Source organism: Pseudoxanthomonas sp. CCNWLW251, assembly GCF_037402255.1.
Classification (GTDB): Bacteria; Pseudomonadota; Gammaproteobacteria; order Xanthomonadales; family Xanthomonadaceae; genus Pseudoxanthomonas_A.
This window is the reverse complement of record NZ_JBBEGA010000002.1, coordinates 892,734-907,460: the sequence shown is the minus strand read 5'-3', so window position 1 is coordinate 907,460 and position 14,727 is coordinate 892,734. Positions and strand designations below refer to the sequence as shown.

The window sequence follows — 14,727 nt, the reverse complement described above, 5'->3', positions numbered from 1 at the left end:
GTGTCCATGACGGCGCCGAAGCGCCGTCATGCGGTCTTCATCGGCCGGACGGACCGTCAGAAGATGTCGAACGCTTCCTCGTCCGGCACGGCATCTTCGGGGCCGTACAGGTCGTAGTCCTGGATGCGATCCATGTCTTCGACCTTCACCCATTCGGTCACGCCGTTCAGCGTGGCCTGCACCATGCCGTCGGGCGGATCGTTGAGCGCGACCGGCTTGTCCTTCAGCGCCACGCGCATGTAGTCGATCCAGATCGGCAGCGCGGCCTTGCCGCCGTATTCGCGATAGCCGAGCGACTGGAAGTTGTCGCGGCCCACCCACACCACGGTGGCGTACGTGCCGCCGAAGCCGCCGAACCATGCGTCCCGGTGGTCGTTGGTGGAGCCGGTCTTGCCGCCCACGTCTTCGCGCCCCAGCACCTTGGCTGCGGTGCCGGTGCCGCGCTGGACCACGTCGCGCATCATCGACACCAGCTGGTACGCGGTGCGCTCGTCGATGGCGCGCGGCGCGGTGACGGCATTCGGGTCGGCCGGCTTCACTTCTTCCGTGGGCTTCTGCGTGACGGCGGCCGCGGCGGGCTTGGCGGCATCGGCAGGACCGAAGTTGAAGCCGTCCACCACCTGGCTGGACGGCGTACTGCCGCCATGCTGGCCCTGGCCGCACCCGCGACAGGCGACGGCCGGATTTTCCTTGAACACCACGTTGCCCTCGCGGTCCTTCACTTCGTCGATGAACCACGGCGTCACCCGCGAACCGCCATTGGCGAACACCGCATAACCCCGTGCCACGGAGAGCGGGGTCAGCGAGGCCGTGCCCAGCGACATCGACAGGTTCGGCGGCAGTTCGGCTTCCTCGAAGCCGAACTGGCTGATGTAGGTGCGCGCGAACGGCACGCCCATGCCGTCCAGCAGGCGCACCGACACCAGGTTTCGCGACTGCACGAGCGCTTCGCGCAGCCGCATCGGGCCGCGGAAGCCGCCGCCGTCGTTCTGCGGGCGCCACATGTGGCCGCGGCGGTCGCGGAACACGACCGGTGCGTCCAGCACGATGGACGCGGGATTGAAGCCCTTCTCGAACGCTGCCGCATACACGAACGGCTTGAAGCTGGAGCCCGGCTGGCGCCGCGCCTGGGTGGCACGGTTGAACTTGTTGCCGGCGAAGCTGTAGCCGCCCACCAGCGCGCGCAGGGCGCCGTTGTTCGCGTCCAGCGATACCAGCGCGGCCTGCGCGCGCGGGATCTGGTCGACCACATAGGTGCTTTCTTCCTTGCCGGCCTTGATGCGGGCCATGTCGCCGCGCTTGAACAGCTTGGCGGGCGTGCGACCGGTCCACTTGCTGGCGGCGGCAGGCAGGACGAGTTCCTTGCCATCCGCCATCACCACCGTCGCGCTGCCGTCAGCGGCGGTACGCGCCACCACCACCGGGATCATGCCGTTCTGCGCCGGCACGCCCCGCAGGTGCGCGGCCAGCGCGGTCGCATCCGCGTCGGCGCCCACGTCGAAATGCTGTTCAACGCCGTTCCATCCATGGCGGTGGTCGTACAGGCCCAGCCCGTCCCGTACCGCGTCGTTGGCAGCAGCCTGCAGCGTGGCATCCAGCGTGGTGGTCACGTGGTAGCCCTTGGTCAGCGCCTCGGGCCCGAAGCGCGCGATCATCTCCTGGCGCACCATCTCGGTCACGTAGGGCGCATACACCTCGATCGGCCGCTCATGCGGTTTGGCGTGCATGGGCTCGGCCTTGGCCTGCACGGCATCGGCGGCAGTGACGTAACCATCCTCGCGCATGCGTTCCACGACATAGGCGCTGCGCTGCTGGTTGCGGCCGGGATTGCTGATCGGATTGCCGCTGGACGGGAACTTCAATGCGCTGACGAGGGTGGCGGTCTCGGCCAGGGTCAGCTGGTCGAGCGTCTTGCCGTAGTAGTACTCGGCGGCGGCGGCCACGCCATAGGAGCGGTTCCCGAAGAAGCTCTTGTTGAGGTACAGCTCAAGGATCTCGTCCTTGGTCAGCATCTTCTCGATGCGGATGGCGAGCATCATCTCCACCAGCTTGCGGGTGTAGCTGTACTCGGAGCTGAGGAACCACTGCCGGGCCACCTGCTGGGTGATGGTGCTGCCGCCGGCCACGCGGCCTTCCTTGCGGCTGACGATCTGCCAGACGGCACGGGCGATACCCGTGGGGTCGATGCCGTTGTGCTCGTAGAACTTGCTGTCCTCGGCCGCGACGAAGGCCTGCTTGACCCGGGCCGGGACCTTGTCGATCTGGACGGGATAGCGCCGGATCTCGCCGTACAGCCCCATCAGCCGGCCGTCGCTGGCGTAGATGTAGAGGGGTTCCTGCAGTTCCACGTTCCGCAGGGACTGGACGTCCGGGACCTTGGACGAAACCGTGTAGTACAGCACCCCCAGACCGACCAGGCCGGCGAGGGCAAGTATCAGGAACGTGATGAGGGTCCAACGGAGAAGACGACGGAAACGGGACATCCAGTGCTTTCCGATTGCAGAATTCGTAGCGGCAGAGTATAGATGACCGCCGGGATCACCACGGGTGATCCCAAGGGGAACAGGGACTTGGGGAACAACCCTCGTGAAACGTGACAAGCCGCACAGCCACGTCAACGTCGGTTGCCAAGAGTAAAAACTTGGTTATTAATGTCGGCGCGTGTCGTGCGCCCAGTGCCCGTCGGAAGGGGAAAGACCGTGGGGCTAATCCCAAAAAGCCAGTCGTCGCTGATCGGCGTCGATATCAGTTCGACTGCGGTAAAGCTGCTGCAGCTCTCGCGTGTGGGCAACCGTTACCGGGTTGAGCACTACGCCGTCGAGCCGCTGCCGCCCAATGCCGTGGTCGAGAAGAACATCGTCGAGGTGGAAGCCGTCGGCGAAGCCATCCGTCGCGCAGTGAACCGCGCCGGCAGCAAGGCCAAGCACGCCGCTGCCGCAGTGGCCGGATCCGCGGTGATCACCAAGATCATTCCGATGCCCGCCGACCTGGACGAGAACGATCTGGAGGCCCAGGTCGAGCTCGAGGCCGTCAACTACATCCCGTATCCCATCGAGGAAGTGAACATCGACTTCGAGGTGCTGGGCGCCATGCCCAACAACCCGGAGATGGTGCAGGTGCTGTTGGCCGCCTCGCGTTCGGAGAACGTGGAGCTGCGGCAGTCCGCGCTGGAACTCGGGGGCCTGACCGCCAAGGTCATGGACGTGGAAGCCTTCGCGGTAGAGAACGCCTTTGCCCTGATGGCCAACGACCTGCCCGTGCCGCAGGACGGTGTGGTGGCGCTGGTCGACATTGGCGCCACGATGACCACGCTGAACGTCCTGCGCCGTGGCCGCAGCCTCTACAGCCGCGAACAGGTGTTCGGCGGCAAGCAGCTGACCGACGAAGTCATGCGCCGCTATGGGCTGACCTACGAGGAAGCCGGCCTGGCGAAGCGCCAGGGTGGCCTGCCCGAAAGCTACGAAGTCGAAGTGCTGGAGCCTTTCAAGGAGGCGACGGTCCAGCAGATCAGCCGCCTGCTGCAGTTCTTCTACGCGGGCAGTGAATTCAACCGCGTCGACCAGATCGTCCTGGCAGGCGGCTGCGCCGCACTGGCCGGCTTGCCGGAGATGGTGGAAGAGCAACTGGGCGTACCCACCGTGGTCGCAAACCCGCTGGCGCAGATGACCCTCGGTCCGCGCGTGCAGGCACATGCGCTGGCCCAGGACGCTCCCGCGCTGATGATCGCCACCGGCCTGGCTTTGAGGAGCTTCGACTGATGGCAAGAATCAACCTCCTCCCGTGGCGCGCCGAGCGCCGCGTCCAGCGGCAGCGCGAGTTCTACGTGATGCTGGGTGCAGCGGCGATCGCGGGCCTGCTGCTGTCTTTCCTGCTGTGGTTCCACTACGACGGCCAGGTATCCGGCCAGACCAAGCGCAATGACTTCCTGAAAGACGAGATCAGCAAGGTCCAGGCGCAGAACAAGGAAATCGAGCGCCTCGACGAGCAGAAGCGCCGCCTGCTGGCCCGCAAGGACGTCATCGAGAAACTGCAGGCCAACCGTTCGCAGATGGTGCACCTGTTCGACTCGCTGGTGCGGACCATTCCGGACGGCGTGATGCTGGCCAACATCAAGCAGGAAGGCGAAGTGCTGACGCTGCAGGGGCGCGCGCAATCCAACGCGCGTGTCAGTACCTACATGCGCAACCTGGAAACGTCCGGCTGGATGACCAAGCCTGAACTGTCGATCATCGAAGCCAAGCCGGAAGAGGTCAAAACGCTGACCAATACCGGTGCAGGCAGCGCGCTGCCGTACGTGTTCACGCTCCAGGTGCGGTTGGCGAATCCGACGGCGGAACAGGAAGCGGAAAGCGCCGCTGCCGGCGCTGCACCTGCCGACCCGAACGCCCCGGCCACGACCCCTGCTCCGGCAGCGCCGCTGGAGGGGCAACCGTCGGCACCCGCGCCCGCCACACCCGCCGCGCCTGCGCCCGCCACCCCGACACCGGCCGCACCCGCAGTCAGTTCGCCCCAGGCTTCCGGGAGCAACACATGAGCCAGAAGACGTCGCTCAAGAACCTGGACATCAACAACATCGGTGCATGGCCGCAGAACGCCAAGATCGGATTCTGCGTGGTGCTCTCCCTGTTCATCCTTGTCCTGTCCTACTTCCTCTTCGTCAAGGGGAAAGTGGAGACGCTGGATTCGCTCGAGCAGGAAGAGGTGCGCCTGCGCCAGGACTTCGAGAAGGAGCAGGCCAAGGCCGCCAACCTCGAACCCCTGAAGCAGCAGTTGGCCCAGATGGAGCAGGTGCTCCAGCAGATGCTGCGCCAGTTGCCCAGCAAGACGGAAATGCCCGACCTGATCATCGACATCTCGCAGACCGCGCTGTCCAGCGGCCTGACCAACGAGCTGTTCCAGCCGGAGCCCGAAACGCTGAAGGAGTTCTACGCCGAGAAGCCGATCCAGCTGCGCATGGTGGGCAACTACCATCAGTTCGGTGCCTTCGTCAGTGGCGTTGCATCGCTGCCGCGGGTGGTGATCCTGACCATGCACGACATCTCGCTGCAACCGAAGGAAGGCAAGGGCGGCATCAATCGCGGCGCCCTGGAGCTCTCGGGCACGGTGAAGACGTATCGCTACCTGGATGAAACCGAGGTTGCGGAGCAGGAGGCCGCGGCGGCTGAAGCTGCCAAGGCGAGCGGCAAGGGCAAGGCGCCCGCAGCGGGAGGGCAGCAATGATGCGCGGCAACTGGCACTTCATGATCCTGGCTGCGGTCGTGCTGACGTCCGGCTGCGCCCGCGGCATCACCAGCACGCCCGGGGATGCGCCGAATCTGCAGACCTGGGTGGAAGACGTGCGCGCCCGTCCCGCACCACCGCTTGAACCGCTGCCCGTGATGCAGCAGTTCGAAACCTTCGAATACGCGGCGCAGACGCTGCGGGATCCTTTCAGCAACGCCTGGAGCAATACCGATGGCGGCGGGCTGCGGCCGGATCCTGACCGGCGCAAGGAAACACTGGAGCAGTACCCGCTGGACAGCCTCGACATGGTCGGCACGCTCGGCAAGGGGGCAGGTCTGGTGGCACTGGTGATGGGACCCGACAAGGTCACCTACCGGGTACGTCCGGGGAACTACCTGGGGCAGAGCGATGGCCGGGTCACCTCGGTCCGCGAAGATGGCTTGGAACTTGTCGAACTAGTGCCGGATGGCGCAGGCGGATGGCTGGAACGGCCGGCGTCGATTGCGCTTGAAGATCAATGATTGGGGGATACACGATGACCGCTACGAATGCCCACCGCCCGCGGCCGTCCCGGCGCCTGGCTACTTTCCGGGTCTGCTCTCTTGGGCTGGCCATCGGCCTGCTTGCGGCTGCCAATGCCGCAGGCGCCGCGTCGCCAACGCCACCGGCCACGTCCCCCGCCACCGTCGCGACGCCTGCGTCCTCAGTTTCGGTGTCGAACATCGACTTCCGTCGCGGCGAAGATGGCTCGGGTCGGCTGATCGTCAAGTTCGATGGCCAGGGTGCTGCCCCGGACCTGCGCAACCAGGGCGACAGCGTTGTGGTGAATGTCGGCAACGCGACACTGCCCGCTTCACTGCAGAAGCCGCTCAACGTGGTCGATTTCGCCACGCCCGTGCAGCGTGTCGAAGCGCAGAGCAAGGGCGGTGGAACGCAACTGGTGCTCAGCACCCGCGGTGATTTCGAATCGCTGGCCTACCAGTCGGGCAACGAGTACGTCGTGGAGATCGTGCCGCGCGCCGGACAGAAGGCCGTGGGCGGTGCGAATGCCACCTCCGGGACCAGTGCTTCGGCCGTGGTCGCGGCAGCGCAGAAAGTGGCCTCCGAGGCACGCCGCTACAGTGGCCGCCCGGTGACGTTCAACTTCCAGGACGTGCCCGTGCGCACGGTGCTGCAACTGATCGCCGAAGAGTCGAATCTCAACATCGTCGCGTCCGACACCGTCCAGGGCAACGTCACGCTGCGCCTGGTCAACGTGCCGTGGGACCAGGCGCTGGACATCGTGTTGCGCGCCAAGGGCCTGGACAAGCGCCGTGATGGCGCCGTGGTCTGGGTCGCTCCGCAGCCCGAACTGGCCAAGTTCGAGCAGGACAAGGAAGACGCACGCATCGCGATCGAGAACCGCGAGGACATGGTCACCGACTACGTCCAGATCAACTATCACAGCGCCGCCGCGATCTTCAAGGCATTGACCGAAGCCAAGGGCATCGGCAACCAGAACAACAGCGGTGGTGGTGGTGGCGGTGGTAGTGGCCGGGACCAGGAGAACGGTTTCCTCTCCCCGCGCGGTCGCCTCGTTGCAGATGAACGCACCAACATGCTGATGATCAGCGACATCCCGAAGAAGGTCGCGCAGATGCGCGAGCTGATCTCGATGATCGATCGTCCCGTTGACCAGGTGTTGATCGAAGGCCGCATTGTGATCGCAAGCGACACTTTCGCTCGTGATCTTGGTGCACGGTTTGGCATCAATGGCCGCCGCTCGGGTGATCGCACACAGATCATCGGCGGCAACATCGCGGACAATGTCAATGTCGGCAACGGCGACGACCGCGAGTTGCCGCGCGACCTCAATGTCAACCTGCCTGCAGGCGGCTTCACCCAGTCGGCCGCTGGTGCGATCGCGTACACGCTGCTGGGTCGCAACTTCGACCTGGACATCGAGCTGTCGGCGATGCAGGAAGAAGGTCGCGGTGAGGTGATCTCCAATCCTCGCCTGGTGACGGCCAACCAGCGCGAGGGTGTCATCCGGCAGGGCAAGGAAATCGGCTACGTCACGATCACCGCCGGCCAGGGTGGCGTCGCCACGCCGAACGTGCAGTTCAAGGAAGCGTTGCTGGAAATGAAGGTCATGCCGACCATCACCAACGACAATCGCGTTTTCCTGAACCTGAACGTCAAGAAGGATGAGGTGGCGGAGCTGATCACGCTCGAAGGCTATGGCACCGTTCCGACGATCGACAAGCGCGAAATCAACACGGCGGTGCTGGTCGAGGATGGCCAGACCGTCGTGATCGGTGGCGTGTACGAGTTCGCCGACCGCAGCAGCGTGGCGAAGGTGCCGTTCCTCGGCGACATCCCGTTCCTGGGCAACCTGTTCAAGAAGAAGGGACGCAGCAAGGAAAAGGCGGAGTTGCTGATCTTCATCACGCCGAAGGTGTTGTCGGTTACCAAGCGCTGACGCGTCGCGCTCATCGCATCATCGAAACGGGCCGCGATTGCGGCCCGTTTCGTTTCTTCCCACCTGCGGCTGAATCCGGTTCCGATCCGTTGTTCCCTGCGGGAACCGCCATGGCAAACTGCGGTCACAGGCACGCCATGCCTTCCGGAACGCCCATGGATCATCCGTCTCAGGACACCCGTACGCTGTTCGATCGCTTCATCGCGTTGCGCGAGAACCTCTCCCGGACCATCGTCGGCCAATCCGCGCTGGTCGAGCGGCTGTTGATCGCGTTGCTGGCCGATGGGCACCTGCTTGTCGAGGGCGCCCCGGGACTTGCGAAGACGACGGCCATCCGCGCGTTGGCGTCGCGGCTGCAGGCGGACTTCGCGCGCGTGCAGTTCACGCCGGACCTGCTGCCCGCCGACCTCACCGGTACCGAGGTCTGGCGACCGCAGGATGGCCGGTTCGAATTCCAGCCCGGACCGGTTTTCCACCCCTTGCTGCTGGCCGATGAAATCAATCGCGCGCCGGCCAAGGTGCAGTCGGCATTGCTGGAAGCCATGGGCGAACGCCAGGTGACAGTGGGTCGGCATACCTACCCGTTGCCGGCACTGTTCCTGGTGATGGCCACGCAGAATCCGATCGAGCAGGAAGGCACTTTCCCGTTGCCGGAGGCGCAGCTGGACCGTTTCCTCATGCACGTGAAGATCGGTTACCCCGAGGCGGCGGCGGAGGCCGACATCCTGCGGCTGGCACGTGATCGCGCGCGCGAACAGATGCAGTCGGTCCCGGCGGCGGTCGAGCGCATGCCGCTGGAGGATGTCTTCAGTGCGAGGGCACAGGTGCTGGACCTGCACCTAGCACCCGCACTGGAACGCTATCTGATCGAACTGGTCCTCGCCTCGCGCGATGCCGCGCGCTACGACGCGACGCTGGCGCGGCGGATTGCCTGGGGCGCAAGCCCGCGGGGCTCCATCGCGCTGGAGCGCTGCGCACGTGCGCGCGCTTGGCTAGCGGGCCGCGACTACGTGACGCCCGACGACATCCGCGCCATCGCGCCGGACGTGCTGCGCCACCGGGTATTGCCCAGCTACGAGGCGACGGCCGAGGGCTGGGATGGCGATCGCCTGGTGAAGGCGTTGCTCGACGTGGTCCCGCTGCCCTGAGCGCCTGCGCGAACGTCCGCATGGCATGCCCATGAGCGAAGGCATCGTACCCACCCTTGCCGAGTTGATCGCGTTGCGGGCCAGCGCGCAGCGACGACCTCCGGCGCGGCGCGGACGGCATTCCATCACCGGGCCCGCCGCCTCGCCCTTGCGCGGTCGCGGCATGGAATATGCGGAGTCCCGCGAGTACGTGGCGGGCGACGATGTCCGCCACATCGACTGGCGACTGACGGCGCGCAGCGGGCGCACGCATACCAAACTGTTCCAGGCCGAACGCGAACGCCTGACGCTGGTCGTGGCCGACACGTCGCCCCTGCTGTACTTCGGCACGCGCACGCGCTTCAAGTCGGTACAGGCTGCGCGTGCCGGCGCGGTGGCGGCGTGGCAGGCCGTGCGCGACGGCGATCGCCTGGCGATCGTGCGGGGCAGCATGACCGAAGCGCCTGTTCCGCCCGCATCGGGTACGCGTGGAGCGTTGCGTGTCCTCGATGCGCTGGTGCGCTGGTATACGGAGCCACCGCCGGAGGATCTCGGGTTGGCGTTCGCGCTCGACCACGCGGCGCGCCTGCTGCGACCGGGCTCGCGCCTGCTGGTGCTGGCCGATCCCCACAGCCTGGCCACCATCCCGGAGACGCGGTGGCCGGCACTGGCCGCGCATCATGACGTGGTCGTGCTCTTGCTGACCGATCCGCTGGAGACGGATCCGCCAACGCAGCGCCTTCCCTTCGTCACCGGAAGCCAGCGCGTGGAGCTCGATCTTGCCAGCACCGCGCAACGCGACGCGTGGCGTGCCGAGTTCGAGCAGCCCCTCGATCGCGCGCTCGATCGTCTGCCTGCACGCGGCGTGGAAGTAAGGACGCTGTCCACCGATGCGGACAGCGACGCGTGGCTCGTCGCGCTGGGCCGCGCGCAGCCGCAGGTGGCCTGAGCATGGGCATGGCGGCGCTGGTGTTGCGTGATGTGCATGTCCCGGCGTCGCCGTCGTGGTGGCCGCTGGCGCCGGGCTGGTGGTTGTTGATCGCTGTCGTCCTGCTGCTCATTGTCGGCGCGATGGCATGGCGACTGCATCGCCATCGACGTCGCCAGGCATGGCAACGCTGGTTCGATGCGACGAACGAGGAATCATCGCCTGCCGGACAGGTGGCCGCGATGTCGGAGCTGCTGCGGCGTGCCGCGCGCCGCCTGGATGCTTCGGCGGACCGGCTGGAAGGCGAGGCATGGTTGCGTTTCCTTGATGGTGGACACGGCCACGCGTTCACGCAGGGGCCCGGCCGCCTGTTGCTGGAGGGCGGTTACCGCCGCGACGTGGACGCGGCCGAGTTGGCTGCAGCGCGCACCGTCGCGCGCGCGCGCTTCCTCGAACTGATGGCGGGTTCGCGTTGAGCGGTTCACTGCCGATGCTGCAGTTCCTGCAGGACGGCTACGCCGGCTTCGCATGGCCGTGGTTCTGGCTGGCGTTTCCCTTGCCCTGGGTAGTGCGCTGGCTGCTGCCCGCGCGGCGAACCCAGGACGATGCGCTCAGGGTGCCTTACGGCCGTTCGGTGCAGGCCATCGCGCAGCGCGGCGGCCGAGGCATGCCGGGGCGGGCCGCCGCGCTGGCCTGGCTCGTGTGGTTCCTGCTGTGCGCCGCTGCGGCGCGTCCGCAGCAGTTTGGCGATGCGGTCACGCCGCCGGTGAGTGGACGCGACCTGATGCTGGCGGTCGACCTGTCCGGCAGCATGACCGAGCCGGACATGGAGCTGGGAGGCGCGGTAGTGGACCGTTTGACGGCTGCGAAGGCGGTGCTTGCCGACTTCCTCGACCGTCGCGAGGGCGATCGGGTCGGGCTGCTCGTGTTCGGACAGCGCGCGTATGCCATGACACCGCTCACCCGCGACCTGCAGACCGTGCGCGACCAGTTGCGTGACGCCGTGGCCGGGCTCGCTGGCCGCGAGACCGCCATCGGCGATGCGATTGCCCTGGCCGTGCGTCGCCTGCGCACACAGCAGGACGGCCAGCGTGTGCTGGTCCTGCTCACCGACGGCGTCAATTCCGCCGGCGTCCTGACACCGCAGAAGGCGGCGGAGCTGGCGAAGGAAGAGGGTGTCCGCATCCACACTATCGCGTTCGGCAGCGACGGCGCGATGAGCGTGTTCGGCATCCCGCTGCCGCTGCCCGCCAGTTCGCCGGAGGATATCGATGAAGCCACCCTGCGCGAAGTGGCGAGCAGCACGGGTGGCCGCTTCTATCGCGCGCGCGATACGGGCGAGCTGGCCGGCATCTATGCCGAGCTGGACCGTCTTGAGCCGGTGGAACAGCCCGGCAAGGCCGTGCGTCCGCGCATCGAACGCTATGCATGGCCGCTGGCCGGCGCGCTTGCAGTGGCCCTGCTGGCCTTCGTGTTGCCAGGGAGGCGCAGGTGAACATCGACTGGACCGCCCTGCATTTCCTGCGGCCGCATGCGTTATGGGCCCTGCTTGCGCTACCCGCGCTGGCGTGGGCGTGGCGAATCCGTCGGCAACGCAGGAATGCCTGGCGGGGACATGTCGATGCCCATCTGCTGCCGCATCTGCTGGTGCGGGGCGGTGCCGGCGCGCGAACAGGAGTGCTTGCGGCCGCCATCGCCTTCGTACTCGCGGTGCTCGCGCTGGCCGGCCCCAGCTGGCGCCAGGCCGACCAACCGCTGTGGCAGGCGCAACGCCCGCTGGTGGTGGTGCTGGATCTCTCCAGTCGCATCACCGCCACGGATCTTCCGCCGTCGCGCCTGCTCCAGGCGCGGGCGAAACTGGCCCAGGTGCTGGAGGTCCGTGCAGGCAGTCCCCTTGCACTGGTCGTCTACGCGGACGACGCGTTCACGGTGACGCCACTGACCGACGACACCGCCAACATCCGCCTGTTCCTCGATGATCTTGCGCCGGACATCATGCCGGTCGACGGGCAGCGCGCCGATCGCGGCATCGCCTGGGCAGCGCGTCTGCTGACGCAGGCCGACGTCCGGAAGGGGGACATCCTGCTGCTCAGCGACCGGGCCGATGATGCCGCGCTCCGCGCCGCCACCGATGCCCGTGCACAGGGCTTTGCCGTCTTTGCGCTGGGGGTTGGCACCGCCTCGGGCGCTGCGTATCGCAGCGGCGACAGCGTGATCGGACGTGCCGCACTGGATGCCGCATCGCTGCGCGCACTGGCGGCTGCGGGAGGCGGTCGTTACCACACACTGACCGCGGACGAGTCCGATCTTGCATCACTCGGCCTGCGCTCGCCGGAACAGGTGGGCGAAGGCAGTGCCGCCGCGGGTGGTGGCAAGGCATGGCGCGATGAAGGCTACTGGTTGCTGATTCCGATCCTGATGCTCGCATTGCTGTGGTTCCGCCGTGGCGCCGCGCTGGTGCTGGTGGGGGCGCTCTGGCTCCCGCTCGCGCAACCGGCGCATGCGGCTGGCATTGAGTGGTGGCAGCGCCCGGACCAGGCCGAACACGCGCGCATCGCCGAGGGCGCCGATGCGTACCGGCAGGGCGACTTCGCTGCCGCCGAGCAGGCGTTCACCGGCATCGATACCGCCGAGGGCTGGTACAACCTCGGCAACGCGCTGGCGAAGCAGCAGCGTTACGACGACGCCATCGCGGCGTACGACCGTGCATTGCGCGTGCAGCCGGGCATGGCCGACGCACTGGCGAACCGTGCGGCCGTGGACGCGGCACGCAAGCGCCCCCCGTCGCCAGGGGAGGGCCAAGGCAAGCCAGGACCGCAGGGCGACGGAAAAAATCCGGAGGCGCAGGACGACGCGAAGCCCGATCCCGCGGATGGCAGGAACGCATCGCCATCGCCTGCGGACACGCCTTCCGCCTCCCCAACAGCGCGCGATGCGGGCAAGCCGTCTGCTGACGCAGATCCATCGCGCACCGGCGCGCCACCATCATCCACGCCGGATGCTGCCGCGCAGGCTGCTGCCGATGCGGCACAGCGTGAGCGCATGCGTGCGGCGATGGCGCGCGAATCCGGAGCTGGGAGGGATGCAACCGAGAACACGCCTGCCGTTCCGGTCGAAACCGCAGAGCAGCGCGAACGGCGCCAGGCGGTCGATGCATGGCTGAAGCGTGTGCCGGACGAACCCGGTTCGCTGCTCAAGGCAAAGTTCCGGCTCGAACACGAACGCCGGCAGAGGGAAGGGCGATGAAGCATCGGGTATTGATCCTGTTGTGCCTGCTGGTGGCATGGCCGTTCTCGTTGATGGCCGCCACCCGCGCGTGGCTGGAACAACCCACCGTCACGCTCGGGCAGGCGGTCACGCTGAATGTGGAAACCGATGCGGTGTCCGCCACGCCCGACCTGACCCCGCTGATGCGCGATTTCGAGGTGGAAGGGCAGTCCGACAGCCGCAGCGTCGGACTTGTGAACGGGCGCGTGCGCAGCAGCACCACGTTCGCGCTGACGCTGCGTCCGCGGCGCGCGGGCACGCTGGCGATCCCGGCGTTGCAGGTCGGCGGCGAACGCACCGCCCCGCTGATGCTCGAAGTGACCGCGACCCCCACCGCCAGCGCGGCATCGAACGGTCTCGTGTTCGTGGAAACCGAGATCGACGATCCAAGCCCGTACGTGCAGCAGTCGGTGGGCGTCACCGTACGGCTCTACTACGCCACGCCGCTGGTCTCCGGCCAGCTCGACCTGGATCCGCCGGAGGGCGCGTTGCTGCAGCGGGTCGGTGACATCGTGCAGTCCAGCCGCGAGATCGACGGGCGACGTTACAGCACCGCAGAGCGTCGCTTCCTGCTGGTGCCGGAGCGCAGCGGCCCGCTGACACTGCCCGGCCCGCGTTTCAGCGGACGGGGTGCGGGCGGCTGGATGGACGACCTGCTCGGCGGCAACAGTCGCGAGGTCCACATCACCGGCTCGCCGCGCACGCTGCAGGTTCGCGCGCAGCCGGCGAACGCACCTCAGCCCTGGCTGCCAGTGCGTGATCTGCGCCTGCGCTACACCGCAGTGCCCGATCAACTGCGTACGGGTGAAGCGGCCACGCTTGCCATCGAGACCACCGTCATCGGCGCCACGCAGGCACAGCTGCCCGAACTGCCCGTGCCCTCGATACCCGGCGCGCAGGTGTTCGCGGAGCCGCCGCAATACGATGAGACGTTCAATGGTGGTACGCCGCAGGTGAAGCTGACGCGTCGCTACTCCGTCGTGCCCTCGCAGCCGGGCTCGCTGTCGGTGCCCGGCGTGGCGATAGCGTGGTGGGACGTGCGTACCGGCACGGCGAAGCGCGCGACGCTGCAGGACCTGGCGATCCCGGTCGTGCAGGGGAGCGGGCAGGCGGCGCATCCGCCGGCACGGGATGCCGCAGCGCCCATGGCGCCGGCCGCCACGGACGACGGCGTCATGGCGCTGTCCGGCGATCGACGCCTGCCAGCCCACCTCTGGCCGTGGCTGGCCGCCGGTTTTGCGTTGCTGTGGCTGGCCACGCTGGTGTGGGGGCTGTCGCGTCGGCCGGGTGGCGCGAACGTGGCCCGCAACCGCGGACATGTGACGGACCCGGCCCGTCCGATGACATCCTCCGCCACCCACACGGCGGCCGACCTGAAACGCGTGCTCGATGCCGGTGATCTCGACGATATCGAAGCCGTGCTCTGCGGCATGGCGCGTCCTGCGGCCATCGACCTGGACGACCTGCAGCGTCGCCTCGCCATGCCGGCGCAGCGTGCCGCAGTGGACCTGCTGCGCCGTGCCCGCTGGGCCGGCGGCGATCCGGCACAGGCCCGCCTTGCGCTGCGCGAAGCCTTCCGTGGAGGGCCTCAGTGGCAGGCAGGCAACGTCGGCGTGGCGGACGAACCGCTGCCGCCGTTGTATCCACGGTAGGGGAAACCAGGCCGATGTTCGTCATCCCTCTGCCGTAAGCGATGCCCTTCAGGTGGCACCCACGCGCGC

12 protein-coding genes are annotated in these 14,727 nt (G+C 67.3%); 11 read left to right on the top strand and 1 reads right to left on the bottom strand.

All coding sequences use genetic code 11. From position 1 onward, the window contains the following. Nucleotides 1–56: 56 nt before the first annotated feature. Nucleotides 57–2,483, bottom strand: a complete 2,427-nt coding sequence (locus WBN46_RS11305; RefSeq protein ID WP_337731586.1) for a penicillin-binding protein 1A — start codon at nt 2,481–2,483, stop codon at nt 57–59. Between the two features lie 216 nt (nt 2,484–2,699). Here WBN46_RS11305 and WBN46_RS11300 point away from each other — a divergent pair, with 216 nt between their 5' ends. The 11 genes from WBN46_RS11300 (at nt 2,700) to WBN46_RS11250 (ending at nt 14,658) form a co-directional block, all read left to right on the top strand. After that, entirely contained in the window at nt 2,700–3,758 is a 1,059-nt protein-coding gene (locus tag WBN46_RS11300) for a pilus assembly protein PilM (RefSeq protein WP_337731585.1), read from the top strand. Next, nucleotides 3,758–4,534: a PilN domain-containing protein gene (locus WBN46_RS11295; RefSeq protein ID WP_337731584.1), complete on the top strand. Its 777-nt coding sequence runs from the start codon at nt 3,758–3,760 to the stop codon at nt 4,532–4,534. The genes WBN46_RS11300 and WBN46_RS11295 overlap by 1 nt, the downstream gene beginning before the upstream one ends. Continuing rightward, nucleotides 4,531–5,220, top strand: coding sequence for a type 4a pilus biogenesis protein PilO (gene pilO / locus WBN46_RS11290; protein ID WP_337731583.1), 690 nt, complete (start codon nt 4,531–4,533; stop codon nt 5,218–5,220). The genes WBN46_RS11295 and pilO overlap by 4 nt, the downstream gene beginning before the upstream one ends. Next, the gene (locus tag WBN46_RS11285; RefSeq protein ID WP_337731920.1) at nt 5,220–5,744 is read left to right on the top strand and encodes a pilus assembly protein PilP; all 525 of its coding nucleotides are present in this window, start codon (nt 5,220–5,222) and stop codon (nt 5,742–5,744) included. Before pilO ends, WBN46_RS11285 begins: the two co-directional genes overlap by 1 nt. A gap of 14 nt (nt 5,745–5,758) precedes the next feature. Continuing rightward, nucleotides 5,759–7,684, top strand: a complete 1,926-nt coding sequence (locus WBN46_RS11280) for a type IV pilus secretin PilQ family protein (protein WP_337731582.1) — start codon at nt 5,759–5,761, stop codon at nt 7,682–7,684. Nucleotides 7,685–7,839: 155 nt separating this feature from the next. Next, nucleotides 7,840–8,832 carry a MoxR family ATPase gene (locus WBN46_RS11275; RefSeq protein WP_337731581.1) on the top strand — a complete coding sequence of 331 codons (993 nt, stop codon included), beginning with the start codon at nt 7,840–7,842 and terminating at the stop codon, nt 8,830–8,832. Nucleotides 8,833–8,857: 25 nt separating this feature from the next. Then, nucleotides 8,858–9,760 carry a DUF58 domain-containing protein gene (locus WBN46_RS11270; protein WP_337731580.1) on the top strand — a complete coding sequence of 301 codons (903 nt, stop codon included), beginning with the start codon at nt 8,858–8,860 and terminating at the stop codon, nt 9,758–9,760. A gap of 2 nt (nt 9,761–9,762) precedes the next feature. Next, a complete protein-coding gene (locus tag WBN46_RS11265) occupies nt 9,763–10,215 on the top strand; it encodes a DUF4381 domain-containing protein (RefSeq protein ID WP_337731579.1) in 453 nt (150 codons plus the stop codon). A gap of 14 nt (nt 10,216–10,229) precedes the next feature. After that, nucleotides 10,230–11,234: a VWA domain-containing protein gene (locus WBN46_RS11260; RefSeq protein WP_337731919.1), complete on the top strand. Its 1,005-nt coding sequence runs from the start codon at nt 10,230–10,232 to the stop codon at nt 11,232–11,234. Continuing rightward, nucleotides 11,231–12,985, top strand: coding sequence for a tetratricopeptide repeat protein (locus tag WBN46_RS11255; RefSeq protein WP_337731578.1), 1,755 nt, complete (start codon nt 11,231–11,233; stop codon nt 12,983–12,985). Before WBN46_RS11260 ends, WBN46_RS11255 begins: the two co-directional genes overlap by 4 nt. Then, nucleotides 12,982–14,658, top strand: coding sequence for a BatD family protein (locus WBN46_RS11250; RefSeq protein ID WP_337731577.1), 1,677 nt, complete (start codon nt 12,982–12,984; stop codon nt 14,656–14,658). Before WBN46_RS11255 ends, WBN46_RS11250 begins: the two co-directional genes overlap by 4 nt. The last annotated feature ends 69 nt before the right edge of the window (nt 14,659–14,727 follow it).

Bases quoted from the DNA above. Each gene is read 5' to 3' on its own strand.
- WBN46_RS11260 (WP_337731919.1), top strand. From the start codon at position 10,230: ATGCTGCAGTTCCTGCAGGACGGCTACGCCGGCTTCGCATGGCCGTGG.
- WBN46_RS11305 (WP_337731586.1), bottom strand. From the start codon at position 2,483: ATGTCCCGTTTCCGTCGTCTTCTCCGTTGGACCCTCATCACGTTCCTG.
- WBN46_RS11250 (WP_337731577.1), top strand. From the start codon at position 12,982: ATGAAGCATCGGGTATTGATCCTGTTGTGCCTGCTGGTGGCATGGCCG.
- WBN46_RS11285 (WP_337731920.1), top strand. From the start codon at position 5,220: ATGCGCGGCAACTGGCACTTCATGATCCTGGCTGCGGTCGTGCTGACG.
- WBN46_RS11295 (WP_337731584.1), top strand. From the start codon at position 3,758: ATGGCAAGAATCAACCTCCTCCCGTGGCGCGCCGAGCGCCGCGTCCAG.
- WBN46_RS11265 (WP_337731579.1), top strand. From the start codon at position 9,763: ATGGGCATGGCGGCGCTGGTGTTGCGTGATGTGCATGTCCCGGCGTCG.
- WBN46_RS11275 (WP_337731581.1), top strand. From the start codon at position 7,840: ATGGATCATCCGTCTCAGGACACCCGTACGCTGTTCGATCGCTTCATC.
- pilO (WP_337731583.1), top strand. From the start codon at position 4,531: ATGAGCCAGAAGACGTCGCTCAAGAACCTGGACATCAACAACATCGGT.
- WBN46_RS11270 (WP_337731580.1), top strand. From the start codon at position 8,858: ATGCCCATGAGCGAAGGCATCGTACCCACCCTTGCCGAGTTGATCGCG.
- WBN46_RS11280 (WP_337731582.1), top strand. From the start codon at position 5,759: ATGACCGCTACGAATGCCCACCGCCCGCGGCCGTCCCGGCGCCTGGCT.